The sequence below is a fragment of the Alishewanella jeotgali KCTC 22429 genome (assembly GCF_000245735.1).
Classification (GTDB): Bacteria; Pseudomonadota; Gammaproteobacteria; order Enterobacterales; family Alteromonadaceae; genus Alishewanella; species Alishewanella jeotgali.
Genome location: NZ_AHTH01000005.1, coordinates 443,401 through 469,596 on the forward strand (window position 1 = coordinate 443,401; position 26,196 = coordinate 469,596).

A 26,196-nucleotide genomic window follows, 5' to 3' on the forward strand; every position below is an offset into this window, starting at 1 on the left:
ACACCTTTATCATATCATATGAACGAAAGAGCCTGCTCGACACTTAAAATTATCAGCGCTTCCTGTCATTTCAATGCTTTTCATAGTAAAGGACTCTATTTCAGCCAATAGCTCTCTAAAAATTCTTAACTTAAGATCTTCATCAGCCTCAAATGACAAAATTCTTCTTAAGCTTCCATAAAACATGCTAAAACTATTAAAGTATAGCAGGTCGAGAAGAGGCTCACTGGTAAAAACGCTTTCAACAAGGTCACGCCAAGTTTCTTCTAAAAATGTCTCAGCATAAGCGATTGATTTTATATTTGCATCAAGCTTCTTGCACCACAACACCAAAGAACGAAATAAGTCTTTTATATTTAAAAATGAAATATCATCTAATTTTAACAACCGAAATTTACTTTCAAGCTCGCTTAAAACTTCTTGTTTATCTAATTTAAAATTAGAAAGCAATACATTATCTGGAGACAACGAAATAGCGTTAATTACTTTCGCTCCGTCACTACAGTTATAAACATTCATACCTGTGTAATTAGAAATCAAATGGCTTAATGTCCGCCTTGCCATATCAAACTCTGGCTTTGTTTTCACGTACGCTCTGAAATTCCCTGGAACCAACTGGTTATGAGGATCAAACTGTTCAAAGTCATGTAATTCAGTTCCGTCGTCTTTAAAGTAAATAGATTTTATAGAGTGATGTTTCCCATGCTCAGCTTGACCAAAGTCCACTCCAAACAAATAAATATTTTTAAACCCTAATTCAGAAATAAAGCTCAAAGCTAAATTAGTCACCGTTGGGTAAGCATACTTAATTTCGACAAGATTTTTACGTTCATCGTCTGGAAAGAAACTTTTTAAAAATCTAGTTGCGGCCTCCCCCTCTTTAAAAGCCAAGTAAACTTTTTTAAATAAATCAGCTGTATCAGGATGTACGGCAGAAAAAGAAATTAAGTTTATTTCTTTTAACCTACCGTGATTTTTTACATTATTTACAAGTGAGTATGTTGATCTATTTTGTTCTGCTTCGGCATGGAAATCTGGAATAATATCGTAAGCTAATAGCGCGCTTAATGCCGTGCCACAAGAAACAATTATTGATCTTTCACTGTAATTTTTTATACAAGAAATAACACCATCTAAACTCGGACCATTACCAACGATAAAAAGCGGAAACTCATAAAACTCTTCAAAAGAGATAGATTTACTAAGGAACTTCGCTCCAGCTTGCACATTAATAACTGATTGATTTATTCCGTACCAAACATGATCAAAATAATCACCAACTGCATGAAAAGTTTTTATATCTGATTTTAGCTCTGTGAGTTCACCTATATTTTGTTCGGAGTAGCTTAAATTTAAAAATACAGTACTACTAAGATCTGGATGACCTGTTTGCTGAATTAAACGGAAAAATGCTGTAGAAAATTGATTTTCAACCCCAACATTTAGAGATAAACTTTTCTTTTCATTTAAGAAATATTTAAAAATAGATTCCCAATTAACCAGAAATAAACTTGCATAAAAATAATCAGGCTCCCGCTCAAAAAACACCAGATTATCAGGCTCGCAAGTTGATATAAATTTACTGTCAAACAGAGTGGAGCAACCAAGTACAACCATGTTTCTAACTTGTTGTTGCTTAACAACCGGTATGTTTTTGTATTTAGCTTCTATATCACGTATTTTTTGTAATGTCTGAAAATGTAGATAGTGTCGTAGCTTCCATGGGATAGCCTGGCCAAGTAACGACAACCCAGTCTGACCTTCTGTTTTAAAGCACTCTACCAGGGCATTAACTTCTTGCTCCCTGTTACGGAATAAAAAGCACTTTCTTAATCTATGATATAGGTTTAGTTGGCCACTATTGTCATAAGCAGGCAACCAACGCTGGGGTTGATAACTGTTAAACACCTCTGCCAAACCGGGATAATAAGTTATCAGCGCCGCAATATTCTGCTGAAAAATTTCGTTTTTATCTTTAACAAGTGCAGGTTCCAGGTTAAGAAGCGTTGAGCCAGCCCGAAGTGATACTGCATCACTTTCTGCCTGATAACCGAGAAATTGCACTCCCGACTTCGTCAACTTTTCTGGTCTACCAGACGCCTCTAACAGATAATTGAGCACTTCATCATAAATTGGGTCACAAATATGTCGATAAAGATATACCTTGTCCAGGCCAGGTAAAAACGAGCTTAGCTCTCTTAAATTATCCAGTATTTCACTACCAGGCTTAGCAATTTGAATGCTTACAGCCGTACCCACTGCAGTGGCTTGATTCAGAAACTCTTGCCAATTCAGAGCGAAAGTGGAACAGCGCAAAATACTGCTACTGCTTTCATAAATCAGTAAGTACTTAACTTTTACCCGGCGCAGCAATGCAGGTAGATGCAAACCTAAACCTACGCCAAACAAAAGTAATACATCGATTTCTTCAATCTCGGTATCGCTACCAGCCGGTTGCGAAAAAGAGATAAAAGGTGCACTTTGGATAAACTGTGCTATCTCTGTTTCAACTTCTATGGTGGGTTCAGCCGAGTAAAGAGCTAACTGACTGTGGGTATCACAGATATTCAGCTGCTGATTGTGATTAAAAAAGACGTCGAAAAGTTGATCATGCTGTTTGACAAGCTTAACCAACTCAGGAGCATAATAACTAAAAGCTTGAATGCTTTGCTGTTGGTTTTGCTGAATACGGGAAAGGATTTCTGGATGATCGGTTAAATTAAAGTTTTCGTTATACAGTAATTTGAAAGAGTTATGCATAGACGCATCACAAAGTCTTAGGGCTGTTGCATATCATGGTATCTTGCAGAGCCCTTCTTAGCTAGTTGTAGTTTTTCCAGTTCGTTAAAGACTTGCTTCTTTTCCAGTGCCAACAGCTCATTTAATTGCGATAGATAAGCGTCATAACGCTGAAAAAGATTTGATTGAAGCTGTAAATCAGGCTCACTCTTAATTAAGGTAATGAGTGTCTCACCAGTAAAGGCAACGGTGAGTGGCTCTATATCTAGCAACTCACCCTCAGCGACATTAAGCGCATTATCAAAAATCGAAAAGTAATGCGCTATTTCCTCAGCTCTATTCACTAAGCACCTACTGCCATTTGTTGTGAGGCACTGGCTCGTTGCTGATAGCCTTTTTCACGATCGGCAACCGGAATTTGATCCCAAGCAGATTTAATCGTTAACATTAAGTCCATCACATCCTGGATCTTATCTAAGCTTTGCTCACGACTGGCTAAGGTCAGATGATTAATCATAAACTCATATAAAGCGTCTAAATTCTGTGAAATCTCGCCACCGAGTTCCATATCTAATGAGCTTTTTAAGGCACTAATGATAGCGATGGCTTTACCAAGTGTTTGACCTTTTGTAGCAAAGTCCTTGCGTTCAATTGCGCCTTTCGCCTTAGCCATATTTTCCAGTGAGCCCTGCATCAGTAACTGAATAACACGATGCGGATCTGCTACTGCCAAGTCATCTTTAATACCGACGGATTTATAGGCTTTAATACCATAACTCATGTTAAAACTCCTTAGCTTGATTTTTTAGTATTCAGGCTTGGAAGACTTGAAAGTGCCGCGGTAACACTTGCTTGTTGCCGTTGCATTTGCCCTAGCAAACTATCTAGAGCAGCGTACCGTTTACGCAAAGAATCTTCGTAGCTAGCTATATATCGGCTAGCGGCTTCAGAAGCTTTAGTATTTTCTCTTAATCTTAATTGCAGATTTTCCTGACGGTTCGCGATTAAACCACCAGATTTAGTATATTCAGTTATTAAGCTATCAAGCTGCTTAACTAAGCCGTTGTCGCCACCAAACAATTTGGCCAGATCATCATAATTTTCGGTTAACGCCTTATCAAAACGCATCTTACCCGTTTCACTGCTAAACTCCGTGCTGGTAGAAATCTCCAACTTGCCACTTTTATTCAGCGTAATACCCAACGCGAACAGGCTGTTCAGTTGATCTGGTGCGCCGACAACCTCAGCACCCAAAATTCCCCTAACTTGGTTTAAAATATTCCTGGGTAATGAATCTCCAGCTAAGGCACCACTGTCTAGCGTTACAGAGCCATCAGCACCCATGATCCGGTTTCTGGTTAAAGTTCCGATCTGATCAACCAAAGCATTGTAACTTCGGATAAAAGCCTGAATATTATCTTCGGCGGCTTTCTTGTCAGTAGCAACTTGCAAGCGCGCGTTCTTGCCGCTTGGCGTTTCATTCACAACCGTAATAGAGATATCTTGTACAGCATCTTCAAACGTATTAGTAGCGCTACTAATGGCTATACCATCAAGCTCAATGATGGCATCTTGTGCTGCAGCAGCCAGAGCCAGGCCAGGTGTTGCTCCCGTAGGCTCCGTGGAAACATTATCTAGTTCAGTATTATTGTTACGGATGACTAAATCATTCCCCTGACCGGTAACGTTTGACGTTAACACCAGTTTAGTGCCAGTGGTGCCGCCTGCGTTGAGAATATTGGCATTTACCCCAAAGTTCTCGCCTGACTCATTAATACGCAAACGCAACTGATTTAGCGTCATACCTGCTGTTACCGCAACAGTAAAACTCTTATCACCGGCTTCAAATGTCAGTTCACCGTCAGTGGTAGACACCACCGCATCGGCACTGGAAAAAAGATTGTCGGCTGACTCTATGCGGCTACCTTTAGCTAGTTGGTTGACCTTGACATCAAAGGACGCGGCAGAAGCGGTATTTTTTGCAGTGGCCTGAATAAAGGTTTTACCCTCTTCGGGTTGGGTAATACTTATCGTGCGAGCTTTTAAGCTCTCACCGCTAAGTTTTTTTGCTGCATCCAGAAAACCAGAAAGTGCAGACCTCAACTGGCCAACACCGGACAAAGAGGCATTTAAAGTTGATTTTGTCTTCTCGATGCGCGCCATTTTAGTTTTGCGCTCGACATCAACAAAGGTGCTAACAAGCTGATCTAGCGGTAAACCAGACGCTGCACCCAGAAAATTGATTGAAGACATAATCCACCTCTTGTTTTGCTACTATACCTGACGGTCAATCAGAAAGCCCAATGATTGCCCCATTTCATTCTGTAGCCGTTTAATATCTTGTGCAACCTTTAGCAATTCCTCTGACGGAATCTGCCGGATCAATTGCTCAGTATTTTTATCCATCACTTTAATTATAGACTTACCTGAAGCTTCATCTACCATAAAACTTAGGGAACGCTGTTCGAACACCGCAGCTCTATTCACAACTTCTAACGCCTCATCAACTTGTACGGCACTAGGTTTAGCAACCAGAGCCTTTTCCGACGGTTGATTTGTTGCGCCAGCTTTAACGAAAGCAGCCTGGTTTTCGACATTTGCTGTTACTTTATAGTCAGCTGTTGGTGGCAAAACCGCTGTGATACTGTTGCCGGGCATCGTATTCATATGTTACCCCTTAATAAACCGTAAAGGCCAGATAAAGGCTCGCCTTTATCTGGCGCTTATCTACTAACTTAGCCTAACAGTGATAATGCTGCCTGTGGCCGCTGGTTAGCCTGGGCTAATACAGTCTGGCTAGTTTGCTGCAGGATCTGCGCACGAGTTAACTCGGCAGTCTCTTTGGCAAAGTCAGTATCACGGATCCGAGCACGCGCACCAGCGACGTTTTCTGATACGTTGGTTAAGTTACGAATCGTTGCCTGGAAACGGTTTTGCACAGCACCAAGATCAGCGCGTTTCTCGTCAACAATCTTAATTGCTTCATCTATCGCATTTAGACGTGATTGACCGTCCACGTTAGTATCTGTATCAGTGATATTTAGATTTAGGGTATGAATTCCTAATCCTTCGGCAGTGAAGCCTTTTGCAGATCCAGCACCACGACCTAAACTCACAGTGATATATTCTTCGCCCGCAGTGCCAGTTGTGCCGTTGGCACCAACTAAAAACTTGAACTGCCCCCCCTGATCTTCCAAGGCATTATTCGAACTATCTCTGTTTAACAGCTTGATATCACCAAACTTTGTAGTCTCAGCGATCCGCGTCACTTCTACTTTTAAGGCTGAGATTTCTTTTTGTAACGCTTCTTTTTCTTTAGTGCCATTAACCGCATTCTCGGACTGAACAACAAGTGTCCGCATACGCTGCAGTGAAGTCGTAATCTCCTCCATAGCGCCTTCAGCAACCTGTGCCATAGAAATACCGTCGTTGGCATTACGGGCCGCCTGATCTAAACCGTTAATTTGGCTAGTTAAACGGTTAGAAATTTGTAAGCCGGCAGCGTCATCAGCCGCACTGTTAATCCGGAAGCCTGATGATAAACGTTTAAACGCTACATCCAGTGCTCCACCTGAATTCATTAACTGCCGCTGCGCATTTAATGACGATGTATTGGTATTGACAAATAAAGCCATGAGTCACTCCTTAGTTCTTAGCCATCTAATTTAGGCCGCAAACTGTTGTTAAAAATACGGTTTTTCCGTTTAGCTGGCCAAGCTGCAACTTGGCTTACCTTCTGTATCGGCGGCTTTAACAAGAACTTTAGAAATTTTTTTAATTATTTTTTGCAAATTTTAGTAAGAGGATTGGCGGGTATTTAGAAGAAAGGCTGCCAATCGGCAGCCTTTTAAAAGCGAGTCACTCCGCTGAAGCGTTTCCGGCAAGAAGCAAGGTTACTGCAATAACCCTGATGCTTCAGCTGAAATTATTAACCTTGCAGTAAGCTCAGTGCCGCTTGCGGCCGTTGGTTAGCCTGGGCTAAAACCGTCTGGCTAGTTTGCTGCAGGATCTGAGCACGGGTCAGCTCAGCAGTTTCTTTCGCGAAATCAGTATCACGAATTCGGGCACGGGCGCCAGATACGTTTTCAGAAACGTTAGTTAAGTTACGAATTGTCGCCTGGAACCGATTCTGTACCGCACCTAAATCCGCCCTTTTTGCATCAACCGCCTCAATCGCATTGTTGATTGCAGTTAAACGTGATTCACCGTCAGTATTCACCGCACCCGTGGCCGTATTTCTGACATCAATAAGGTCGATACCTAAGCCGGCCGCACCGAAACCTGCAGTTGCTCCCGTGCCGCGTCCCAAACTGATAGTGATGTACTCATTATCAGGGCCATTAGCACCTACCAGGAATCTGAACTGGTCTGGACGATTGGCACCATCAGTACCTTTGTCTAGTAATGTCATATCACCGAATTTAGTGGTTTGTGCAATCCGGGTAATCTCAGTTTTTAACGCCGAAATTTCCTTCTGAATTGCAATTTTATCACCATCTGCGTTAATGCCGTTTTCTGACTGCACGATTAACGTACGGATACGTTGTAGCGAGTTGGTAATTTCATCCATCGCGCCTTCAGCAACCTGAGCTAGCGAAATACCATCGTTAGCATTACGGGACGCTTGGTCAAGACCATTAATCTGGCTGGTTAAACGGTTTGAAATCTGTAAACCTGCTGCATCATCAGCTGCACTGTTAATGCGGAAGCCTGATGATAAACGTTTGAATGCAACGTCAAGGGCGTTGCCAGAGTTCATCATCTGACGTTGAGCATTCAGTGATGAAGTATTGGTATTTACGAATAAAGCCATGATGTTTTCCTCGCTTTTTAACCTGTTGAGGCAATTTAGACTGCGTATTGCCTGTTTCTTGCCGTGTTAATTATTTATCGGCGCAGTGCGGGGAAACTTTAGAATTTTTTTAGTATGTTATTTAATCTTACTATTCAAATGGTTAAAAGCAGGCTTTGCGCCTGCTTTTAGTTATTAACGGATATAATCAAATAAGGTTGTGGCATTCACTTTTGAGAAAGTCTGCGAGGCAGCCTGCAGCGCCACTTCCTGGCGCTTAATTTCAGTTAGTGCGGCAGCCAAATCAACTTCAGAGATATCGGCTTTATACTGCTGATTAGTAATCAGCAAATCGGCGTTAGTGTTAAAGACACTATCAACCACGTTCAAACGCCCGCCAAGATTGGCCAGCGCACTGTCTACATTATTTGCTGTATCTGTGACTTGCTTAAGGGTATCTGCCAGCTTAGTCGTTAGCTCTTCAGCGCTAGCATTAGGGTTATTTAAAGCGTCGATGTAACTTTGCAAAGTATTAAGGATATTAGTCTGTTGCGGTGCTGGTAAGCTAAAGTCAAGTTGGGTTGGCAAGGTTGTTGCGCTATCAAACTTAAACTCCATGCCGTTAATATTAATAGGTTGGCCAGCACTGTAACTGCCGCTTATCGCTGGGTTTAACGCAGAACCATTTTGCAGTAACTGGTAAGTGCCCGCGGCATCTATCTCTAAACTGTATTGGTTGTTTAACGGATTTAAATTGTCGAAATTAGCCCGATAAAAATTATCAAACGCATTCTGATTACTAACTTGCAAGCTTGCTCCGGCCGGTAATGTAACGCCTTCTGGTTTAAAGCGGGTAAAAACACTGTCGAAAATCGCTTTACCGCTATCATTACTAGGCAAACTGATTGACTGCGAGATTTGCATTGCCCGGTTTCCATCGTCGCCTTTAAACTCAAACACCCCGGTTACCGGGTTACGCTCATAGGCAGGCGTTTTATCCTGAAAACCGGCAAAAATATAGCTACCATCAGCTGCTCGGGTATTCATCAAATCGAAGAGTTCGGTTTGGATGTTCTGCAGCTCAAAGGCAACGGCACGACGCTGTTCCAGCGAGTAAGTCCCATTACCTGATGCAATGGCCAGCGTTGAGATTCGGTCATAGGATGTCCGCATACTTGTCAGCACGGTTTCCTGCAACGCCAAGTTATTCTTTAGCAAGATACTGTTAGTTTGATATTGTTCGATTTGCGCTTTATTTTGATCTAGGCTCAGCACCTTGGCAGCGCCTGCCGGATCATCGGCAGGCGATAAAATGCGGGTTTGCTTACTCAGCTGCGTTTCTGCGTTCGACATCCGCTTTTGGGCGTTTAAGATCCCATTCAGGCTTTGATTAAACTGCATATTAAAGGTTAAACGCATGATATTACCTCACGGCCTGTAACAAGGTATCGAAAATGGTTTGTGACGTCGCCAGTATTTTGGCGGCTGCGGCATAGCTTTGCTGAAAACGCACTAAATCAGCAGCCTCTTCGTCCAGGTTTACGCCTGATAACGACTCGTACCACAGGGTACTTTGTTCCAGAATGGCATTATTTGCCTCATCCGCTGTTCGCGCCTGGCGAGTGCGCTCACCAATATTGCCCACCATAGTAGCGTAACTTTGGTTAAAACTATACTGATTCACTGCAGTACCAAAGGGTGCCGGGCTGCGCCGCACTAATGCAGCATTTTGCAGCGCAGCGATATCCAGCCCATTACGGTTATCGTTAAATCCATTGCTGTTAAAGGCGATGGTAAAAGTATCGCCCGGCCGTGGTACGCCGGTTAAATTGAAATCAAAGCCCAAGCTTTCTTTCAGCGTTGGTGGTCCTGCAGTATTATCTAATACATTATTGAAATTATTGGTATTAAACCTTGCTTCACCTAAAAGTGTATTGCTGGCATCAGTTATACGAAATACAAACTCGTTACTGATACTATCCTGCCCCTGATAGGTAACGGTATAAGGGCCGTTTATTAATGATGAACTGGTAAAAGCAGAGCTCGCCGGATCGGTTGAAAGTACCTTTAAGCCCTCGACCCGACCATTGCCCAGGTTAGTTGACATAAACTCGCCACGTAAAGGGCCGGCCAGCGCGACATCCTCCGCGCGATTACTGGCCATTTGCATTGAGCGAGCTGCCGCATTTAACGGCTTCAATACAAATTTATCCGCGGGCAACACACTACCGACTTGCAATTTCAAGCCGAACAAATCGCTATCTGCGGTATCTGCCGCACTAAAGGTGGCAGGAAACCCAGTGGCACTGACTAAGGTTTTACTGTTTGATGTTGGCCGGCCGAATTCATCCAGTGCAGTGACAGTAATGGTGTTGGCATCAATAACTTCAAGTAAAAAGTCATTCGGCGGCAACTGATTGGCCCGGCCGGCTTCAATCTCGACGTTAACCCTGCCATTACTTGGGTTACTTGCAAATGCCAGGCCCTGCGCGACCGGGAGGCGGAATAGATCCTGCCCCAAGGTTCCATTTAAGGTTAAACCTAACTTGTTTTGTGTGTTCATGCTGTCAGCCAGCGACAATGCTAGTTGACCTAGTTGGTTCTGTACCGGTTTGACCACCTGCAACCGGTAGTCCGTTAAGGCACCAATTTTTCCGCCAACACCTTGGGCACTTAGCTCCACCGTGACGGCGGCATTACTATTTAGGGTGAGCCGTAAATTACGATCAATCGGATCTGGCTCACCACGCAGTGAGAGTAAATTAAACTCGCCTCGCTCGACGACCAGCGCCTGGCCGCTTCCCATAAAGACCAGTTTTTCACCACTAGCCGAGTCAAGAGTTTGTATCTCCAGATATTCAGAGAGCTTTAAAATTGCCCCATCACGACGGTCCAGTAAATCAAGGGGGACAGGCCGGCTACTGGTACTACCGTATGACACTATGTCGTTATTGTAAGAGGATATCTGACTTATCAGATCGTTCACTTCACTGACATAGACGTCCATTTGCTGATTTAAAAACTGCTCCTGATCGGCAATTAGCGTCGACATACTATTGAACTGGTCGAGTAGCGATTGGCTGGTGCCTATAACCAATTGCCGGTTAGATAGCTGGGTGGGATCATTATTTGCGGTCTGAATTTGCTGAAATAGGTTATTCATACCAGTGGCAATACTATTCGCCGCATTGGAGAACAATGCATCTAAACGATTAGCTTCTGCCAGGTATTGTGAGCTGTAGGCTGCATTGGTGGTATCGCGCCTTAGCTGCTTTTGTGCAAACTCATTCACCAAACGCTCTGTGGTACCCTGCCCTACGCCCAAACCAAACTGTTCAGCGACAAAGGTGGTACGTTGGCGCACATAGCCCGGTGTATTAATATTGGCAATGTTATTCCCTGTTGTATTCAACAACCGGCTATTAGCTAATACCGCTGATTTACCAATATTTAATAAACTGTCTGCCATCTAATGCTCCGCCCACCACTGGGTATTGGCTATTCATCGGCCGCAGCCGCGAACTCTTGAGAACTTTCTAACTCGGCCCGCACTTGCTCGAAGGCTGAACTGCGGAATACCGACATAATTTTTTGCGCATAATTAGGATCTGTTGCATAACCAGCGGCTTGCAGTTCACTGAAATAAGCAGCAGGCTCCGCCGCCGAAGCGACCGCTTGTTGGTAGCGTACACTGTTACCGATAAATTCAGTATAGTCCCTCAGGCTTTCCTCAGGCGAGCGATAAGCACGAAATTTAGCCTGCTCTTTGCGCGCAACACCTTGCCGGTATTCCAGCGTATCAACTACCGCGGTGTCGCCTTGCCAATTCCGGCTGGCCTTAATGCCAAACAAGTTAAAGCTATTATCGCCACTGGCCGTTTTGATCATGCGTTTACCCCAGCCTGTTTCAAGCGCAGCCTGAGCAATCAGTGCCAAGGGGTCCAATCCCAAAGCACTGGCTGCTTTACGCGCCGCAGGTAACAAACTTCGAATAAAAGCAACAGGTGACTCAACTTGCCATTCACCCTCAGCTGTAGAGAGTGACGCGGCCTCAGTAGCTTTACTTTGCTCCCGCGCCGCTTCAGCTTGCGCTCGTTGTTGCTGTAATTTCTCAAGCAGTGGGCTCAATATTGACTCTTCCCTACGGCCTGGTTGTAACACACCAGCTTGTAATAATTGGTTCGCGGCTTGAGCCTGTAGCAAAGATAATTCTGGCTGTACTGTGAGTTGTTGCACATCAGGCAAGGCAAGCTCACGCTGATGTTCGCCCGGCATCGTCAGCGCAGTAGTCCCTTGGCGGCCCTTGCCCGCAGCGCTAGGATCTAACTGCTGCACTAACAGATCGGCTAAACCTAAACTGCCTTTTTGTGCTAAATCGGTGGCTAACTGGCTATCGTGCATGTCGCGATAGAACTCCGTGGTCTGACTATTCATCAACCCCTCGGCTTCAAAGGCTTTATTCGCCTGGCGCATGCTCTTTAGCAGCATATTGAAGAAAATGGCCTCAAACTGCTCCGCCGCCTGACGTAAGGCGCCCTGCTCGTCCTTCTTTGAGGCCGAGCGGATCTGCTGCAAGCTTTGCAAATCATGATAGGAGTGCTGCAGTTTGGTGCCATTCATTTTAGATCACCACCAGCTCGCCATGGATAGCACCCGCTTCTTTTAGTGCCTCCAAAATTGCCATCAAATCGCCAGGTGCGGCACCTACTGCATTCACAGTACGCACTAAATCATCTAAGGTGACACCGGGATCGAACTTAAACATTCGCGAGTTTTCCGGACTAACGTTGATAATACTGTCCTGCACTATGGCTGTATCACCGCCCGCAAATGGGTTCGGCTGCACCACCTGTGGATTCTCTGCAATGGTCACCGTTAATCCACCGTGCGTAACAGCGGCTGGGAATAACCGAACATCTTTGCCAATAACAATGGTCCCGGTGCGCGAGTTAATAATAATTTTTGCCGATTGATCTGCCGGTTGAAAGGTAAGATTTTCTAAGGTCGCTAAATAGGACACGCGTTGGCTAATATCACGAGGCGCACGTACCTGAACTGAAGAGGCATCAAGCGAATAAGCGGTCTCTGGCCCCATAAAGCCGTTAATTGTTTCAGCCAAACGTTTAGCCGTAGTGAAATCTGGCCGCTTCAAATTAAAGGTAATAAAATCACCCTGACCGAAAGGTGACTCAACTTCACGCTCAACAACAGCACCGTTTGGGATCCGCCCAACGGTAGGCGTATTGACCAGGATCCTTGAACCATCCAAACCTTCAGCGCCCAGGCCGCTAACAATCAGGCTACCTTGCGCCACCGCATAAACATTGCCATCCAAGCCGGTTAAGAAAGTTTGCAATAGGGTACCACCACGTAAACTTTTCGCACTCCCCACAGAAGAGACTGTAATATCAATAGTTTGCCCTGGCTTAGCAAATGCAGGTAACTCTGCGTGAATGGCTACCGCCGCGACATTTTTTATTTGCGTACGGGTGCCTGCTGGCAAATTTATACCAAAATTTGCCAGCATGGTGCGAAAGCTCTGTTCGGTAAAGGGACTTTGTTCACCGGTACCGGGTAACCCAACCACTAAACCATAACCTACCAACTGGTTTGAACGCACACCTTCAATATCAGCAACATCTTTAATGCGAGCCGCTTCTACCGTGAAACTTAATACAACCGCCAAACACAGGGCTATCGACAGATAACGCATGGTCAACTCCTAGAATGGCCACAAGGGGCCATTGAAAAACCGGCTTAACCATCCTGGTGACTGGCCATGATGATGGGCGCCGGTGCCACTATATTCGATACGAGCATTCGCAATTTTGGTCGACTCTACCGTATTATTGACATCCACATCCTGGGGCCGGATCACACCCGTCAGACGGATATATTCCTTTCCGGTATTAAGTGTTAGCCATTTTTCTCCACGAATTACTAAGTTCCCATTTGATAGCACTTGCAACACGTTTACTGAAATATCGCCTACCAAACTGTTACTTTGATCTGCCTTAGCATCGCCTTTAAAATCCTGGCTGCTACTGGAACCAAACTGCAGAACATTCCCTCCCACTGAGGCATTGCGCCCGGCGATATTAAGTGGGTTAACCGCGACGTTACTGTCTTTCTGAGATTCGGTTTTGGCCTTTTTTGACGCCTGGGTTTTTTCACGCAACACTACGGTGATAATATCGCCCTCATGGCGCGCTTTGTTATCAGAGTACAAACTATTAGAATGGCTCTGGGTGAACAAGGAACCGTTCTTCAACACTGGTCTTGGCGCCGGCTCAGGCGGTAGAGGCGCAAAATAAGGATCATCAGGCTTGGCTTCGTAAGTCGAGGCGCAGGCAGTTAACATACCCAAGACAATAATTAGCGACAGTCTACGCATCAGAGCCTCCTTATAACTGTTGAATCACATAACCCAGCATTTGATCGACGGTTGAGATAACCTTCGAGTTCATCTCATACACCCTTTGGCTCTCAATCAGGCTGACCAGCTCTTCTGTTACATTGACATTAGATGTCTCTAATGCTCCTTGTACGATAATTCCCAAGCCTTCCAAGCCCGGAATACCTTGTACTGGGTCACCGCTGGCCGGCGTTTCTTTAAATAAATTCTGGCCAATAGGTTCTAAACCGGCTGGGTTAATAAAATTGGTTACTGTCAGCTGTCCCAGCACCGCATTCTCAACCTGCCCAGCCAGCCGGACGGACACTTCACCGTCCTGTGATACCATAATGGCTGTTGCATCTGGCGGGATCACGATGTTTGGCTGCACCTGATAACCCGCGCCTGACGTAACCATGTTACCGTCACCATCAACGGTAAACTGGCCATTTCGGGTGTAGGAAATGGTACCATCCGGCATTAGCACCTCATAAAACCCATGGCCCTGGATCATCAGATCCAAGCTGTTTTCCGTGGTAATCATATTGCCTTGGGTAAAACTTTTTTGCGTCGCTACGACTTTGGTACCGGCACCAATCATTAAGCCATTTGGTAGTTCAGAGTTTTGCGAAGAACGTCCGCCAGGCTGATTAATGTTTTGATACAGTAAATCTTCAAATATTGCGCGGCTTTTCTTAAAACCGACGGTACTGGCGTTTGCCAGGTTATTAGAGATCACCGAAATATCACGTTGCTTGGCGTCTAAACCTGTTTTACTGATCCATAAAGCCGGATGCATTTGACCCTCCCGGGCTTTCGCCCTTTGAACCTGATGGTTGATACTGCATCATCAACCGTTTAATTAATCGTTAGCCGATAATACGCAACAGCTGGTTTTGCTGTTGGTCCATCTGTTCAGCCTGTTTCATCATTTTTACCTGCAGTTCAAACTGACGCTGCAGACTAATCATGCTGGTCATTTCTCCGACAGCATTAACATTGCTGCCCTCGTAGGCACCATGCAGCAAACTCACCTCGGCACTAGGCTCGGCAAGCTGACCATCCTTACGTCTGAATAAACCATCGCTGCCTTTTTCAATTTCTGCGTATGGAGGCTTAACCAATTTGATCCGACCAACATCCTCAAGTACATTGGCTGGCGCGCCCTGTACCCTGGCGCTAACGGTTCCATCCTGACCAATCTCCATCTTGGCTAACGGCACTGGTAACTGAATTGGACCATCATCTCCGAGCACAGGTCTACCACTGGCTGTGAGCAACATACCTGTTGGACTGAGTTGTAAGTTACCCGCTCTGGTGTAGGCCTCATTGCCATCTTTATCCTGTACAGCAAACCAGCCATCGCCCTGAATAGCGACATCCAGTTCGCGCTCAGTAATAATTAAAGCACCACTGTCAAAGTTTTGACCTGGGCGCTCCGTCATCGAAAATACCCGGGTTGGTAAGCCAGCACCAAAAGCTTGCATGGCGCGAGCTTGCTCAAAATCTGCTTTAAAGCCGACAGTGCCGGTATTTGCCAGATTATTGGCCCGCACACTGATACCATGCATATTTTCTTTGGCACCGCTCATGGCGATATATAACAAACGATCCATCACCAACCTCACATAAATAAATTGACTCTTGGTTAATAACGCTGCAAGGAAAGTGCCAGAATATTCAAGGTAAGCTAAAATGCGGCTAAGGGGAGTAAGCAAGAAAACAAAAGCCACGCTTTTACAGCGTGGCTTATAAAAGATCTCGGGGAGATTATCGGATCTGTAGGATCGTTTGCTGTAATGAACTGTTCACTTCTAAAGCCCTGGAGTTAGCCTGGAAATTGCGTTGTGCACTAATCAGATCAACCAGTTCAGTCGTCAGGTTAACGTTAGATTGCTCTAGTGCTGAACTTTGTACGCTACCAAAGGTACCGGTATTGGGTTCGCCGGCCAGTGGCTCGCCAGAAGCCAGGCTGGCTTTCCAGGATGTATTACCAATTTGGCTAAGACCTTGCGGGTTAGCAAACCGTACCATTGATACCTGCGATAAGTATTGCTGATCACCATTGGAATAAGTGGCCATAATTTTACCGCTGGCATCGATATCCAAACCAGTTAAGCGCCCTACTGTAGTACCATTTTGACTTAAGGTTCCCACTTCAAAGTTTGAGGCATATTGGGTGGGCCGGCGGGTACCGGCTTCATCGCGGAATCGCACACCAAAGGTATTCGCTGGATCACCAAAGCTCGCGCCATTATTCAATAGTGCTGTCAGGGTAGAAGTTGGGAACTCAATATCATCAAATAAGCCAGAGCCATCATTGTGCGACCCTGCAGGGATACCCGCTGAAGTAAACTGCAAGGTTCTTAATGGTAGCGCTTGCGTATTGGCACCATTTGGCAATGGCAAACCATCGAAAGCCGCATAAACCTGCCAGGAGTTATCAGGGAAGGCTGGCGTTTGTTGCTTCACAAAGTACACGCTTAAAATATGCGCCTGACCTAAACTGTCGTAGATTGTTGTCGAAGTGGTACTGTTGTAACTTGCCCGATCTTGCAAATCAAAAGGGCTTACTGTCGGAGGTAATGCCCGTGAATCCAGGTTCATGCTCAGGAATACATCCCGGGTTGCACTCGGCGCCCCGGCAGTGGTTGGAATTTGGATCGGATTAGTGGTACTTAAACTGACAGATGTAGTTGAACCTGTAGCACTATCGACCGGGTAACCTTGTAAAAAGTTACCATTGTTATCCACAATAAAGTTATTGTTATCGAGTTTAAAAGCGCCGGCCCGGGTATAGGCGTAATCGCGAGAACCAATTTCTGACGCCGTTACAAAAAAGCCATCGCCGGTAATGGCTAAATCTAATGAATTGTTTGTAAATTGCAGCGCGCCTTGTTGAAATTGCTGTGCAACCGCGGCAGTGCGTACACCATCACCGACTTTCGTTTTCGCCGACTGGAAAACCGACGAAGCATATACATCAGCAAATTCCGCACGTGATTCTTTAAAGCCCGTGGTATTAACGTTAGCAATGTTATTCGCCGTTGTGTCCAAATCTTTCTGCGCAGCAGCAATGCCGCTTAATGCAATTTGAAAACTCATATGTCACCTCACCTTAAGCGGTTATTTAACTGTAAGAAACTTCTAACACATCAGCCAATTTGACTGATCCCAAACCAATCAGATTAAGCATAATGCCATTACCATTGTTGCCCATGCTGACGCTGGAAACCGGGGTGTAGACCTGCACGGGCACGGTTTCGGTTTTACCGTTGGCACTAACTTCCACCTTGATATTGTAAAGTCCGGGTGGCATTGCTTCACCATCACCATCGGTACCATCCCAAACAAACTCGTTCTTACCCAGTTGTGGATTATCCACACTAAAGGTATTCACTAATTCGCCATTGGGTTTGGTAATAATGACTTTCATATTGTCGGCCACGGTATCGACGTTAATCTGACCACGCGATAAGGATTCACCGGTAAACACCAGTTTGTCAGACTGTGTCAGCACACTGCGTCCCACCAGTGACGACGCCTGCAGCGCCTGATTCGAACTCATACTCTGCGCCAGACTGGTAAAGTTTTCATTTAACTTTGAAATACCATCGGCCATGGTGAAGTTAGTCATCTGCGCAATCATCTGATCATTCTCAACCGGCTTGGTTGGATCCTGAAATGCCAACTGCTGGGTTAACAAGGCAAAAAAATCAGATTGGGTTAAGGCACCATTATTCTTGTCTGGCACCTTGTTTTTGTTATCCCAGTACATCCCGTCCAGGGCAGAGTTGTTATTAACGGTCGTCATCAGTTAGTCCTTAAGAGCTCTGCCCTAAGCGTAGAGTGCGCATTAACATTTGCTTGGCAGCATCGGCAGTTTGCACATTAGTTTCATAAGAGCGTGATGCCGAGATCATGTTGGCCATCTCTTCCATAATGTTGACGTTAGGCTTGTAGACATAGCCGTTTTCATCTGCCAGCGGATGATTAGGTGCATACTCCACCACCGGTGGCGCCTCTGACTCGACAATACCCAGCACTTTTACGCCGCTACCGGCATCTTGTTGCCGCTTTGCCTCGGACAGTTCTGCCGCAAATACCGGATGCCGGCCTTTATAAACCTGATCAATACTACTACTGACGCTATTAGCATTCGCAATATTACTGGCGGTGGTATTCATTCGTACCGACTGCGCAGTCATGCCTGAGCCGGCAATATCAAACACTTTAAATAAGCTCATAATTATTGTCCTGTACCTGTGATAGCTTTTTTCAGGCCACTGATTCGGCTATTCAGAAACTGTAAACTGGTTTGATACTCAATGGCATTTTGCATCATGGCATTACGCTCGCGATGCATATCGACGCTGTTGCCGTCGCCAGTATCGGGTTGATCCGGGTTACGAAACTTCACTTCCTGCCGCACTTCAGTAGAAATATGAAAATGCCCTTCATGGGTTCGGCTTACCGGCCGCGCCTGACGGGACTGCGCATTATTCAGTGCTTGTTGAAAATCGAGCTCTTTGGCTTTGTAGCCGGGGGTATCGGCATTGGCGATATTCTCAGACAGAACCTGGGCACGGCGATCACGGATCAGCAGTGCTTGCTGGTGCATGCCAAATGCTTTGTCAAAACTGATAGCCATTTTTTTGCCACCTTAAGTTGAACACTCAACCAGGTAATGCAAAGAGCAGGCCAAAAATTAGTGAAGTGTTATCAGGCTAGGTTTTCTTGCGGTAGATAATGCCGGGATTACAGCGCTGCATCTCAAAGTCTTCATTCAGACTAGACAGTGACTCGGAAGCGCCCAGAATTAAATAGCCCCGGCTGTTTAAAGCCTGCGCAAACTGGCGGATGATCTTGGTTTTTACTTCGGGAGAGAAGTAAATCAACACGTTACGACAAAAGATAATATCGAACTTACCTAACAAGGTATAAGAGTCGAGTAGGTTTAGGTGGCGAAAACTGACGTTTTTACGAACCTGCTCTTTTACCCGCATCATCCCCTTGCCACTGTCTTCAAAAAAGCGGCTACGCCGCTCTGGCGACAAGCCCCGGGCTAAGGCTAAACCGTCATACTCAGCACGCTGGCAATGCTCAAGCATGGTATTAGAGATGTCGGTTCCCAGGATATTAACTCCTCCAGGGAAGGCTCCTGGCCGGCTTTGTTGGTATTCCAGTACGGTCATCGAGATCGAATAAGGCTCCTGGCCGGAAGAACTGGCTGCTGACCAAATTTTGACACTGCGGCAAGTTTTTTCCAGATCCGGAAAAATTTGACTCTTTAATAGCTCATAAGGATAGGTGTCACGAAACCATAAAGTTTCGTTAGTTGTCATTGCATCTATTACGGCAGAGCGTAACTGTCGCTCAAAAGGGTTCATCGTTTTAGTCAGCAGTTCGGAAAGCGTAGCTATACTAAAACGTTGCATCAGGGGGGCCAGCCGGCTTTTTACCAGATATTGCTTATTGTCACCCAGAACGATGCCACATTGCTGCTCCAGAAAATCCCGGAACTGCCGGTACTCAGCGTCTTGTAATTGCTTATCTGTCACGCAAAGCCCTCAGCCATTAATCGGTATGTAACCACTTTTGTACGGATTGTGCGAGCTCGTCCGGATTAAACTTAGCGATAAAGTCTTCAGCACCGACCTTTTGCACCATTTGCTGATTAAAAACGCCGCTTAATGAAGTATGCAAAATAACATGCAGCCGGCGAAGCTTTGGATCGGCTTTTACTTCGGCAGTCAGGGTGTAGCCATCCATTTCCGGCATTTCTATGTCAGAGATCAGCAAGCCAACCTTTTCTGTAATTGACTCCTGACACTCCTTTGCCTGCTGCTGTAAATAAGTCAAAGCTTCACGACCGTTATTCACCAGGTGCATTCTGACGCCAAGGGGTTCTAGTGAACGTTTTACCTGATTACGGGCGACCGCCGAATCATCGGCAATTAAAATAATCCTGCCGCCAAGATCAGTGGTAATACTCTGAGTGACACTCTCGTCGCGGATCATGGTTGGCGACGGCGAGATCTCTTCAAGGATTTTTTCAACGTCCAGGATCTCAACTAATTCTTTATCTATTTCAGTAACTGCCGTCAGATAGCTTTGCTTACCGCTGGTCCCTTTGGGTGGCGGCATAATCGATTCCCAATTCGTATTAACAATACGTTCGACGCCACTAACCAGAAAGCCCTGCACAGAACGGTTATACTCGGAGATGATTATAAAGGCAGTAGACAAGTCCGGGATCGCTTTGCCACCTGTTGCCAGACTTAAATCAATCACTGAAATTGTTTGCCCGCGGATGTGCGCAATACCGCGCACGTAGGGGTTGCGCTTCGGCATTGCCGTCAACCTAGGGCACTGTAACACTTCACGAACTTTAAACACATTAATGCCGTACCGCTGACGGCCATTGAGCTTAAAAAGTAAGAGCTCCAGGCGGTTCTGCCCAACCAGCTGCGTACGTTGGTTAACGGAATCGAGAATACTGGACATCAATTGTTCCTCACTCAGCTAATGGGCGTGGTACTTGCATAACTCGCCTAACAGCTGGTCAATGTCAGAAATCTGACCATGATTGGCGTTGACAGCATGTTATAACCCTTTACCAGTAAAGCATAGCCAAACCATATGAAAAAGTACGAAAATTTTATCCGGTGCCTTGTGTTGAGTTGTGGTATTAGCTTAGCTCTTGCCACGCCTGCACTTTCCGAATCCACTGCGCAATATACACCAGAACAGCTGACTGATCTGGCGGCAGCCTGGCTAGAGCAGACCTTAGATGTGCAAGCTACCGATCTCGAAATACAACTCAGTGCCCTAGATTCTCGCATTGGCAGTAAAGACTGTGCACATCAGCCCACTTTTAACTTACCTAACAACTATAATCCAAGACAAACGACAGTGCAGATCAGCTGCTCAGCACCTCTTAGCTGGCAACTTTTTATTCCCGTACGCTTGACTGAGTGGTTAGAGGTGGTCGTCAGCAGACAAAATATTACTCCAGGAACCATGCTTACTGCCGATATGCTAGAATTACAACGCCGGGAGAGACGGCTGGTACGCGGGCTAATCGTACAGGATCCAACACAGATTATTGGCAGCAAAAATAAACGTAGTTTGAGTGTGGGCCAAGTGATAAGCTTACAAGAACTTTGTCTTGTCTGCCGTGGTGATGTTGTTACAATACAAATTAATCAGCAAGGGTTGGCTGTAAGTACTACCGGCATAGCCCAACACGACGGAAGTTTGGGTGACACAGTTCAGGTAAGAAATCAGCAATCAGGGCGTTCGATTAGCACTGAGGTGGTTGGCGTTAATCAGGTGCGGGTAAAATTTTAAAAAAATAGCTAAAGTTTTATCCGCGACGGCCGTTAACCTAAACATAAGGACTGTGTTTAAGGTGATGAGGTTCTATTATGGCAATTAATATCAATAACTTGCAGAATTCTCCGCAAGTAAAAGCAGACAAGGCTGATCAGTTGGTACAGCGGCAACAAACTGCTGTGCAACAGAATGCCGCGGGTCAGGCTGCCCAGAAACAAGACTCTGTATCTATTACACCCCAGGCGCAGCAGTTTAGCAAGCTACAGGAAAAAGCCGCTAACAGTAGCGGTATTGATCAGGAGCGGGTAGATAAGATCAAGCAAGCGATTGCGGAAGGCAAATACAAAATCAATGTTGAGATGTTAGCTAAACGCATTATGCAATTTGAAGGTGATTTATTTAACCGGAAATGAAAACTCAGCAGCCAGAACTCATCACACTTTTGAAGCAACAACAAGCGCAGCTGGATGCGCTTTTGTTGTTACTCGAAGCCGAGCTGGATGCTCTGGTTGGCCGCGATACTGTTCGGCTAGACCAACTCGTTACCGAAAAATCGGTGTTATTGGCAAATATCTCTCATCTTGATCAACAACTCGCTCAAGCTCCTGAGTTACCTCAGGCGACCCAAGCAACCTGGTTTCGAACCTGCGTCTCGGAAATTGAACAAAAGCTAGCCGCCTGCAAAACACAAACGGCTGTAAACCAAAAAGTACTTGAACAAAGTCAACTCACCCTTCAGCGGTTCAAAAACGAAATTCTGGGAGCCCAAGGTAAGTCAGGTTTAACCTATACCAGCAAAGGTCAACCGGCTGTCGAAAATAAAGGCCTTGGTATAAAAGCATAATCGCGGTCAACTCGTGGTCTGAATCATTCAGCAAACATATCACCACAGATAACGCACACTACGGATATTTTGTCTTGGTTGCGTATGTTGAAGTGTCGCAAAAACTTCAGCGAAATTCAGCTCAAGTTCTGTTACGTAAGTGTCGTCTACCGCGTAACTTTTAACGACTCTGGCACCACGGATTACGCCCTGAACCGACGCCTCCAAAACATCATTTTGCGCAATCATCGCACTGACTGTATTTTTGCTGTCAATTCTTTGACCATACACACGCTCAGCCAACTCACGATAGGCCTCTAGCTTTGAAGCCCGCATCGCCAACAACATGCGTTGGGTTGGATCCGTAGCTTGTTGCGCGGAAATGGGCGCGGCCCCCAGGGCTGTCAGCACTGGAAAACTTACTGGTGTTTCCTGTTGATATTCAATATGCCGGTCCGCAAACTGACTACAGCCAGTCAGTACGCCACACAGTGTTACTACCAAGCTTATGTTTCTCATCATCATACCCTGTTTACCTAGCTGAATGCGTTATACAACGGCAACCACTGTCGTTCGCCTTGAGTCACAGTACGCAAGCAAAATAAGTGCCATAAAACCTATATTATGAACAGTCCAATGACGGCATAGTCTTTGCTTGGTTTATCAAAGTAGATCTTGAGTTTTGGGGTGCTGTGAATGATAAAGAGCTTAGCGACAGTGTTGCTTTCTAGTCTAATGCTGTGTTGGACTCAGCAGGTTAATGCCGGATGGTACGAGGCGACAGGTCAGGCACCTATTGAAAAGGGTAACCTGAATGCTGCTCGTCACGCAGCAATTGAAGATGCCCTACAAAGAGCCAGTTTATTTGCCGGTGCCAGACTGCAAAGTGAACAACAGGTTATTCAGGGAATTTTACAGCATAGCCAAATTACCCTAAGTAGTGCGGCAGAGTTAAAACAAGTTCAACTGCTGTCGGAGAGTCATAGTCAACATCAAGTAACGGTTACACTGCGTGCTCATATCATTGCAGAGGCCTCTAATTGCCGCAACGACTTACGTAATCCGCTGCACCTAAGCACTATCCATCTTGAAGCCCGACGTGATGCAATCTATGGCCAGCTATTTCAATTGGGTGAACACAGTACCCGCCAGCTTAACCGTCACTTGCGTGATTTCGCACCCGGGTTGTTGCTTAGTCCTGAGGTACAACAATTGCAGCCACAGCAGCTTACCATCGAAGTGGCAGATGCACTTTTCGGCCAAGGACAACAGTTTATCGTTCTGGCCAGTATTACTGACTTATCCTTGGGCCAGAAACTTAGTAAATTCTGGCAGAGCGAGGCATTTGAGCGCTTCTTTGCACTCGAACTCTGGCTATATGATACCTTTGAGCGAAGATTCCGCTTTCAGCAGGAGTATCGAACAGCCAGTCACTGGACAGAATCCCGCCCCTCACCGGCTAGTCATAGTATGGCTTTCTGGCAATTGCCATATGGTCAGAAAATCGATCAGGTTTTAAAAGCAGCTGCACTGGACATTCAACAACAACTACAATGCCAACCCTTACTTACACAAATAAGGCAAGTACGACAACAACAAATACAGCTCGGCTTAGGTGCGGTACATGGCTTAAAAGTAGGTGACAAGGTAAAATTGATACAAGTCCAGCGCGACCAGCATGACAGCCGGATCCGCCGGCTAGTACACAGCCCAATTGAGTTAACTATTACAGAAACAACCGCCGATGGCGCCTGGGCTGCCTCAGCATCCCAACAACTGCTTAATCATATTCAGGTCGGTGATATCGTCAGTCTAGCAGCAAACTAACCACAGACTGAAAAGATTCACATAATCTTTTCAGTCTGTTAGACTCTGTGCCGCCCGCCCCATAGTTAAATGGATATAACGGCCCCCTCCTAAGGGGCAGTTACAGGTTCGATTCCTGTTGGGGCGGCCATGTCCTAGCGCAGTATTTGCGGATACAGCGAGCTAACCACAAAATGTGGGATCAACTGCTGTGAACTGGCGGCAACCACCTTGGTGCGAAAGTTAATCACTCTGGCATTCACCATAATACCTCTTGGGGTAAATACCATAGTTCCTGATAACACATAATCAATTTGCTGCATCATATCGAGCTGGTTGTGCTGCCGGCTAAAGACAAAATCACCGCTCGGTGTCACCTGAATATCGCGGGTGGTTTTAAAATCGACAACCTGGATACCGAACTGCTGGAACTGATGAATAAAGGCTTCTGCCAGCTGGTTACCAATAATATTGGTGCGGTTTAACTCACTGTCTAAATCAACAAAGGATGCCACGGCCACGCGGGATTCGACCGGGAAATAATGAAAGGTTTCAACCAGCTGCATCGCCATCTGCGCCACATAGTCATTAAGCTGCTTATTAGCATTTAAACTGGTGACATACTGGTGTGGCACCATCCAGCCATTCTGCCGCAGCGGGCTGGCGGCCTGACCAGAAGATACCGGCATAACCCGGTCGGCAGGCGCCTGGTCCTGTACCTGGCGGCGGACCTCAGTCCGGCAATTGCCTTTGCTATCACACTCCGTTCTTTGGTAACTGTAACAGCCGCTTAGCAAGACGGCACCGGCAAGCAATGCCAGATAGTTGCTTTTCATCATACGCTCCTGACCCCAGATTTAGGCTAACCTCTACTTGTCGGCGGCCTTGGCTTAAACTTTAGCAAAGCCTCAGAAAAATAACGAGGTTTGTACGGAGCATATTGATGTTAACCGCTAAGATTGTGTATTGCCGGGTACAACACCGGCAATCAACCCTGTTTCAGTTTTAGACTGTTGTCCTGGCGTTGTTGCAGAATAGCGTTATAAACCGCCGCCGGCACAAAGGTACGAGCCGCCGATACCACCCTTTTATTGTCGATCTGGATTAATCTGGCGTTTAACATCACTCCAGCCTGATGCCGCGTTACAGTACCGGTAACCACGTATTTGATCGGTAACTCTGCCGATAACTCGCTAAAATCACGACTCAGTACAAAGTCACCTTGCTCCGTCACCCGGATATAATCGGTGACTTTAAAATCCAGTACCGGCACGCCAAACAGATGCAAGTCATAGATAATGGCTTCGCTCAGGTGATTGGTAAATACCGAGCCGTGCTGCAGATCTGAGTCCAGAAATGCCAGATCCGTCACCGCAACCATGGCTTGCTCTTCTACCCGGTGATGATTTGCCATCAAATCATGCACCAGATTACGAGCATAATGGTCCAGCGTGATAACTGGGGTTTGTCGCTGCTGCGTCGGGGCCGACTCAACCGCGAACGCCTGCTGCTGTAAAATACGCTCTTGCCGTGCCAGGTCGCCGCGCATCGACACCGCGTTTTCTGGCACTACCTTGGGTTGTGCCGCTTGCTGGGCACAGCCGGATAACGCCAATAAGATGGCTACACTGACCGCCGATTTATTCATGGCCGTTCTCCAATTCGATCACTCCGATATAAAAAATTGCCTCTTTTCAGCATCTTCTCCGCACTCCACAACACATTATCCGGCACATAGTCGGTGGCCGCAGCCAGCACCTGCTGACTTTGGATATCAATCAGTCTGGCATTGACAATCCAGCCATCCTCCTGCGGTACAAAGGTACCACTGAGTAATACCCGGGCTTGCTGTTGTTGCTGTAGCTCGTGCAATAAGCGGGAAAAGGCTTGTTCATGATCCTGTTGCAGTAGTACTGCAGCACGTAACCGGATATCGACGACTTCATAGCCGCGCTGTACCGCTTCGGTGAGTAAGCTTTCCGCCAGCTGATTGGCTAAATCCGTTTGCTCCGTACCAGCATTGACCAGTGACAATTGCCGCACCGGTACAAAACTACTGATGGCAATTTTATGCCGCAACTGCGGTTGTTGTCCGGCAGGCGTTTGAAAAAGCTGTTCCGCCAGACGCTGAGTATAAAATCCCAGTGGCTGTGGGCTTAAGCCAACGGCAGAGACCTGACGAACCGGCATCGACACTGTCGGTTCAGGTTGCTGATGCGCGCAGCTGGCAAGCAATGCCACTAGCGGCAGGCCAAGACACTTGTTCATAATCACCTCTTGCTGGTTATCAACTTGCTTCAAGCA

28 protein-coding genes and 1 tRNA gene are annotated in these 26,196 nt (G+C 46.0%); 5 read left to right on the plus strand and 24 right to left on the minus strand.

What is annotated here, in order from left to right; all coding sequences use genetic code 11:
* Positions 1 to 9: 9 nt before the first annotated feature.
* The 20 genes from AJE_RS03605 to AJE_RS03700 form a co-directional block, all read right to left on the minus strand.
* On the minus strand, positions 10 to 2,760 hold the full coding sequence (locus AJE_RS03605; RefSeq protein ID WP_008949712.1) for a motility associated factor glycosyltransferase family protein: 2,751 nt from the start codon (positions 2,758 to 2,760) through the stop codon (positions 10 to 12).
* Positions 2,761 to 2,777: 17 nt separating this feature from the next.
* Positions 2,778 to 3,083 (minus strand): hypothetical protein, encoded by a 306-nt coding sequence (locus tag AJE_RS03610; protein ID WP_008949713.1) that lies wholly within the window; start codon positions 3,081 to 3,083, stop codon positions 2,778 to 2,780.
* Positions 3,083 to 3,520 carry a flagellar export chaperone FliS gene (fliS, locus tag AJE_RS03615; protein WP_008949714.1) on the minus strand — a complete coding sequence of 146 codons (438 nt, stop codon included), beginning with the start codon at positions 3,518 to 3,520 and terminating at the stop codon, positions 3,083 to 3,085. Before fliS ends, AJE_RS03610 begins: the two co-directional genes overlap by 1 nt.
* An 11-nt stretch (positions 3,521 to 3,531) precedes the next feature.
* The gene (gene fliD, locus AJE_RS03620; RefSeq protein ID WP_008949715.1) at positions 3,532 to 4,992 is read right to left on the minus strand and encodes a flagellar filament capping protein FliD; all 1,461 of its coding nucleotides are present in this window, start codon (positions 4,990 to 4,992) and stop codon (positions 3,532 to 3,534) included.
* A 21-nt stretch (positions 4,993 to 5,013) separates the two neighbouring features.
* The gene (locus AJE_RS03625) at positions 5,014 to 5,406 is read right to left on the minus strand and encodes a flagellar protein FlaG (RefSeq protein WP_008949716.1); all 393 of its coding nucleotides are present in this window, start codon (positions 5,404 to 5,406) and stop codon (positions 5,014 to 5,016) included.
* Between the two features lie 68 nt (positions 5,407 to 5,474).
* Positions 5,475 to 6,374: a flagellin N-terminal helical domain-containing protein gene (locus tag AJE_RS03630; protein ID WP_008949717.1), complete on the minus strand. Its 900-nt coding sequence runs from the start codon at positions 6,372 to 6,374 to the stop codon at positions 5,475 to 5,477.
* A gap of 293 nt (positions 6,375 to 6,667) precedes the next feature.
* Positions 6,668 to 7,552, minus strand: coding sequence for a flagellin N-terminal helical domain-containing protein (locus tag AJE_RS03635; RefSeq protein ID WP_008949718.1), 885 nt, complete (start codon positions 7,550 to 7,552; stop codon positions 6,668 to 6,670).
* 174 nt (positions 7,553 to 7,726) lie between these two features.
* Positions 7,727 to 8,950, minus strand: coding sequence for a flagellar hook-associated protein FlgL (flgL, locus tag AJE_RS03640; RefSeq protein ID WP_008949719.1), 1,224 nt, complete (start codon positions 8,948 to 8,950; stop codon positions 7,727 to 7,729).
* A gap of 4 nt (positions 8,951 to 8,954) precedes the next feature.
* Positions 8,955 to 11,000, minus strand: a complete 2,046-nt coding sequence (gene flgK, locus AJE_RS03645) for a flagellar hook-associated protein FlgK (RefSeq protein ID WP_008949720.1) — start codon at positions 10,998 to 11,000, stop codon at positions 8,955 to 8,957.
* A 29-nt stretch (positions 11,001 to 11,029) separates the two neighbouring features.
* On the minus strand, positions 11,030 to 12,151 hold the full coding sequence (flgJ, locus tag AJE_RS03650) for a flagellar assembly peptidoglycan hydrolase FlgJ (RefSeq protein ID WP_008949721.1): 1,122 nt from the start codon (positions 12,149 to 12,151) through the stop codon (positions 11,030 to 11,032).
* Between the two features lies 1 nt (position 12,152).
* Positions 12,153 to 13,244, minus strand: coding sequence for a flagellar basal body P-ring protein FlgI (locus AJE_RS03655; RefSeq protein ID WP_008949722.1), 1,092 nt, complete (start codon positions 13,242 to 13,244; stop codon positions 12,153 to 12,155).
* A 9-nt stretch (positions 13,245 to 13,253) separates the two neighbouring features.
* Positions 13,254 to 13,925, minus strand: a complete 672-nt coding sequence (gene flgH / locus AJE_RS03660) for a flagellar basal body L-ring protein FlgH (RefSeq protein WP_008949723.1) — start codon at positions 13,923 to 13,925, stop codon at positions 13,254 to 13,256.
* 10 nt (positions 13,926 to 13,935) lie between these two features.
* Positions 13,936 to 14,724 (minus strand): flagellar basal-body rod protein FlgG, encoded by a 789-nt coding sequence (flgG, locus tag AJE_RS03665; protein ID WP_008949724.1) that lies wholly within the window; start codon positions 14,722 to 14,724, stop codon positions 13,936 to 13,938.
* 70 nt (positions 14,725 to 14,794) lie between these two features.
* The gene (gene flgF / locus AJE_RS03670) at positions 14,795 to 15,541 is read right to left on the minus strand and encodes a flagellar basal-body rod protein FlgF (RefSeq protein WP_008949725.1); all 747 of its coding nucleotides are present in this window, start codon (positions 15,539 to 15,541) and stop codon (positions 14,795 to 14,797) included.
* Between the two features lie 154 nt (positions 15,542 to 15,695).
* Complete coding sequence (gene flgE, locus AJE_RS03675) at positions 15,696 to 17,030, minus strand: flagellar hook protein FlgE (RefSeq protein ID WP_008949726.1); 1,335 nt, start codon at positions 17,028 to 17,030, stop codon at positions 15,696 to 15,698.
* A 25-nt stretch (positions 17,031 to 17,055) separates the two neighbouring features.
* Positions 17,056 to 17,739 carry a flagellar hook assembly protein FlgD gene (locus AJE_RS03680; RefSeq protein WP_008949727.1) on the minus strand — a complete coding sequence of 228 codons (684 nt, stop codon included), beginning with the start codon at positions 17,737 to 17,739 and terminating at the stop codon, positions 17,056 to 17,058.
* 10 nt (positions 17,740 to 17,749) lie between these two features.
* Positions 17,750 to 18,172, minus strand: coding sequence for a flagellar basal body rod protein FlgC (flgC, locus tag AJE_RS03685; protein ID WP_008949728.1), 423 nt, complete (start codon positions 18,170 to 18,172; stop codon positions 17,750 to 17,752).
* Positions 18,173 to 18,174: 2 nt separating this feature from the next.
* A complete protein-coding gene (gene flgB, locus AJE_RS03690) occupies positions 18,175 to 18,576 on the minus strand; it encodes a flagellar basal body rod protein FlgB (protein ID WP_008949729.1) in 402 nt (133 codons plus the stop codon).
* Between the two features lie 76 nt (positions 18,577 to 18,652).
* Positions 18,653 to 19,486, minus strand: a complete 834-nt coding sequence (locus AJE_RS03695; RefSeq protein WP_008949730.1) for a CheR family methyltransferase — start codon at positions 19,484 to 19,486, stop codon at positions 18,653 to 18,655.
* Positions 19,487 to 19,502: 16 nt separating this feature from the next.
* Complete coding sequence (locus AJE_RS03700; protein ID WP_008949731.1) at positions 19,503 to 20,432, minus strand: chemotaxis protein CheV; 930 nt, start codon at positions 20,430 to 20,432, stop codon at positions 19,503 to 19,505.
* Between the two features lie 135 nt (positions 20,433 to 20,567).
* On the opposite strand from AJE_RS03700, the gene flgA reads away from it, so the two are divergent.
* The 3 genes from flgA (at position 20,568) to flgN (ending at position 22,107) form a co-directional block, all read left to right on the plus strand.
* A complete protein-coding gene (flgA, locus tag AJE_RS03705) occupies positions 20,568 to 21,278 on the plus strand; it encodes a flagellar basal body P-ring formation chaperone FlgA (RefSeq protein WP_008949732.1) in 711 nt (236 codons plus the stop codon).
* A 77-nt stretch (positions 21,279 to 21,355) separates the two neighbouring features.
* Complete coding sequence (flgM, locus tag AJE_RS03710; RefSeq protein ID WP_008949733.1) at positions 21,356 to 21,676, plus strand: flagellar biosynthesis anti-sigma factor FlgM; 321 nt, start codon at positions 21,356 to 21,358, stop codon at positions 21,674 to 21,676.
* Complete coding sequence (gene flgN, locus AJE_RS03715) at positions 21,673 to 22,107, plus strand: flagellar export chaperone FlgN (protein WP_008949734.1); 435 nt, start codon at positions 21,673 to 21,675, stop codon at positions 22,105 to 22,107. Before flgM ends, flgN begins: the two co-directional genes overlap by 4 nt.
* A gap of 39 nt (positions 22,108 to 22,146) precedes the next feature.
* Here flgN and AJE_RS03720 read toward each other — a convergent pair whose 3' ends face one another.
* Positions 22,147 to 22,605, minus strand: coding sequence for an LPP20 family lipoprotein (locus tag AJE_RS03720; RefSeq protein WP_008949735.1), 459 nt, complete (start codon positions 22,603 to 22,605; stop codon positions 22,147 to 22,149).
* A 177-nt stretch (positions 22,606 to 22,782) separates the two neighbouring features.
* On the opposite strand from AJE_RS03720, the gene AJE_RS03725 reads away from it, so the two are divergent.
* Together AJE_RS03725 and AJE_RS03730 are read left to right on the plus strand one after the other, a co-directional pair.
* Complete coding sequence (locus AJE_RS03725) at positions 22,783 to 23,913, plus strand: flagellar assembly protein T N-terminal domain-containing protein (RefSeq protein WP_039927969.1); 1,131 nt, start codon at positions 22,783 to 22,785, stop codon at positions 23,911 to 23,913.
* Between the two features lie 55 nt (positions 23,914 to 23,968).
* Positions 23,969 to 24,043: transfer RNA gene (locus AJE_RS03730), tRNA-Arg, on the plus strand.
* Between the two features lie 4 nt (positions 24,044 to 24,047).
* Here AJE_RS03730 and AJE_RS03735 read toward each other — a convergent pair.
* The 3 genes from AJE_RS03735 to AJE_RS03745 all read right to left on the minus strand — a co-directional run bounded on the left by AJE_RS03735 (position 24,048) and on the right by AJE_RS03745 (position 26,160).
* Positions 24,048 to 24,731 (minus strand): FlgO family outer membrane protein, encoded by a 684-nt coding sequence (locus AJE_RS03735; RefSeq protein WP_237709290.1) that lies wholly within the window; start codon positions 24,729 to 24,731, stop codon positions 24,048 to 24,050.
* 149 nt (positions 24,732 to 24,880) lie between these two features.
* Positions 24,881 to 25,540 carry a FlgO family outer membrane protein gene (locus AJE_RS03740; RefSeq protein WP_008949737.1) on the minus strand — a complete coding sequence of 220 codons (660 nt, stop codon included), beginning with the start codon at positions 25,538 to 25,540 and terminating at the stop codon, positions 24,881 to 24,883.
* Positions 25,537 to 26,160 (minus strand): FlgO family outer membrane protein, encoded by a 624-nt coding sequence (locus AJE_RS03745; RefSeq protein ID WP_008949738.1) that lies wholly within the window; start codon positions 26,158 to 26,160, stop codon positions 25,537 to 25,539. The genes AJE_RS03740 and AJE_RS03745 overlap by 4 nt, the downstream gene beginning before the upstream one ends.
* Between the last annotated feature and the right edge of the window lie 36 nt (positions 26,161 to 26,196).

Excerpts from the sequence above, each read along its gene's own strand:
- AJE_RS03605 (WP_008949712.1), bottom strand. The coding sequence starts at position 2,760 with ATGCATAACTCTTTCAAATTACTGTATAACGAAAACTTTAATTTAACC.
- fliS (WP_008949714.1), bottom strand. The coding sequence starts at position 3,520 with ATGAGTTATGGTATTAAAGCCTATAAATCCGTCGGTATTAAAGATGAC.
- fliD (WP_008949715.1), bottom strand. The coding sequence starts at position 4,992 with ATGTCTTCAATCAATTTTCTGGGTGCAGCGTCTGGTTTACCGCTAGAT.
- AJE_RS03625 (WP_008949716.1), bottom strand. The coding sequence starts at position 5,406 with ATGAATACGATGCCCGGCAACAGTATCACAGCGGTTTTGCCACCAACA.
- AJE_RS03630 (WP_008949717.1), bottom strand. The coding sequence starts at position 6,374 with ATGGCTTTATTTGTCAATACCAATACATCGTCATTAAATGCGCAGCGG.
- AJE_RS03635 (WP_008949718.1), bottom strand. The coding sequence starts at position 7,552 with ATGGCTTTATTCGTAAATACCAATACTTCATCACTGAATGCTCAACGT.
- flgL (WP_008949719.1), bottom strand. The coding sequence starts at position 8,950 with ATGCGTTTAACCTTTAATATGCAGTTTAATCAAAGCCTGAATGGGATC.
- flgK (WP_008949720.1), bottom strand. The coding sequence starts at position 11,000 with ATGGCAGACAGTTTATTAAATATTGGTAAATCAGCGGTATTAGCTAAT.
- flgJ (WP_008949721.1), bottom strand. The coding sequence starts at position 12,151 with ATGAATGGCACCAAACTGCAGCACTCCTATCATGATTTGCAAAGCTTG.
- AJE_RS03655 (WP_008949722.1), bottom strand. The coding sequence starts at position 13,244 with ATGCGTTATCTGTCGATAGCCCTGTGTTTGGCGGTTGTATTAAGTTTC.
- flgH (WP_008949723.1), bottom strand. The coding sequence starts at position 13,925 with ATGCGTAGACTGTCGCTAATTATTGTCTTGGGTATGTTAACTGCCTGC.
- flgG (WP_008949724.1), bottom strand. The coding sequence starts at position 14,724 with ATGCATCCGGCTTTATGGATCAGTAAAACAGGTTTAGACGCCAAGCAA.
- flgF (WP_008949725.1), bottom strand. The coding sequence starts at position 15,541 with ATGGATCGTTTGTTATATATCGCCATGAGCGGTGCCAAAGAAAATATG.
- flgE (WP_008949726.1), bottom strand. The coding sequence starts at position 17,030 with ATGAGTTTTCAAATTGCATTAAGCGGCATTGCTGCTGCGCAGAAAGAT.
- AJE_RS03680 (WP_008949727.1), bottom strand. The coding sequence starts at position 17,739 with ATGACGACCGTTAATAACAACTCTGCCCTGGACGGGATGTACTGGGAT.
- flgC (WP_008949728.1), bottom strand. The coding sequence starts at position 18,172 with ATGAGCTTATTTAAAGTGTTTGATATTGCCGGCTCAGGCATGACTGCG.
- flgB (WP_008949729.1), bottom strand. The coding sequence starts at position 18,576 with ATGGCTATCAGTTTTGACAAAGCATTTGGCATGCACCAGCAAGCACTG.
- AJE_RS03700 (WP_008949731.1), bottom strand. The coding sequence starts at position 20,432 with ATGTCCAGTATTCTCGATTCCGTTAACCAACGTACGCAGCTGGTTGGG.
- flgA (WP_008949732.1), top strand. The coding sequence starts at position 20,568 with ATGAAAAAGTACGAAAATTTTATCCGGTGCCTTGTGTTGAGTTGTGGT.
- flgM (WP_008949733.1), top strand. The coding sequence starts at position 21,356 with ATGGCAATTAATATCAATAACTTGCAGAATTCTCCGCAAGTAAAAGCA.
- flgN (WP_008949734.1), top strand. The coding sequence starts at position 21,673 with ATGAAAACTCAGCAGCCAGAACTCATCACACTTTTGAAGCAACAACAA.
- AJE_RS03720 (WP_008949735.1), bottom strand. The coding sequence starts at position 22,605 with ATGAGAAACATAAGCTTGGTAGTAACACTGTGTGGCGTACTGACTGGC.
- AJE_RS03725 (WP_039927969.1), top strand. The coding sequence starts at position 22,783 with ATGATAAAGAGCTTAGCGACAGTGTTGCTTTCTAGTCTAATGCTGTGT.
- AJE_RS03735 (WP_237709290.1), bottom strand. The coding sequence starts at position 24,731 with ATGATGAAAAGCAACTATCTGGCATTGCTTGCCGGTGCCGTCTTGCTA.
- AJE_RS03740 (WP_008949737.1), bottom strand. The coding sequence starts at position 25,540 with ATGAATAAATCGGCGGTCAGTGTAGCCATCTTATTGGCGTTATCCGGC.
- AJE_RS03745 (WP_008949738.1), bottom strand. The coding sequence starts at position 26,160 with ATGAACAAGTGTCTTGGCCTGCCGCTAGTGGCATTGCTTGCCAGCTGC.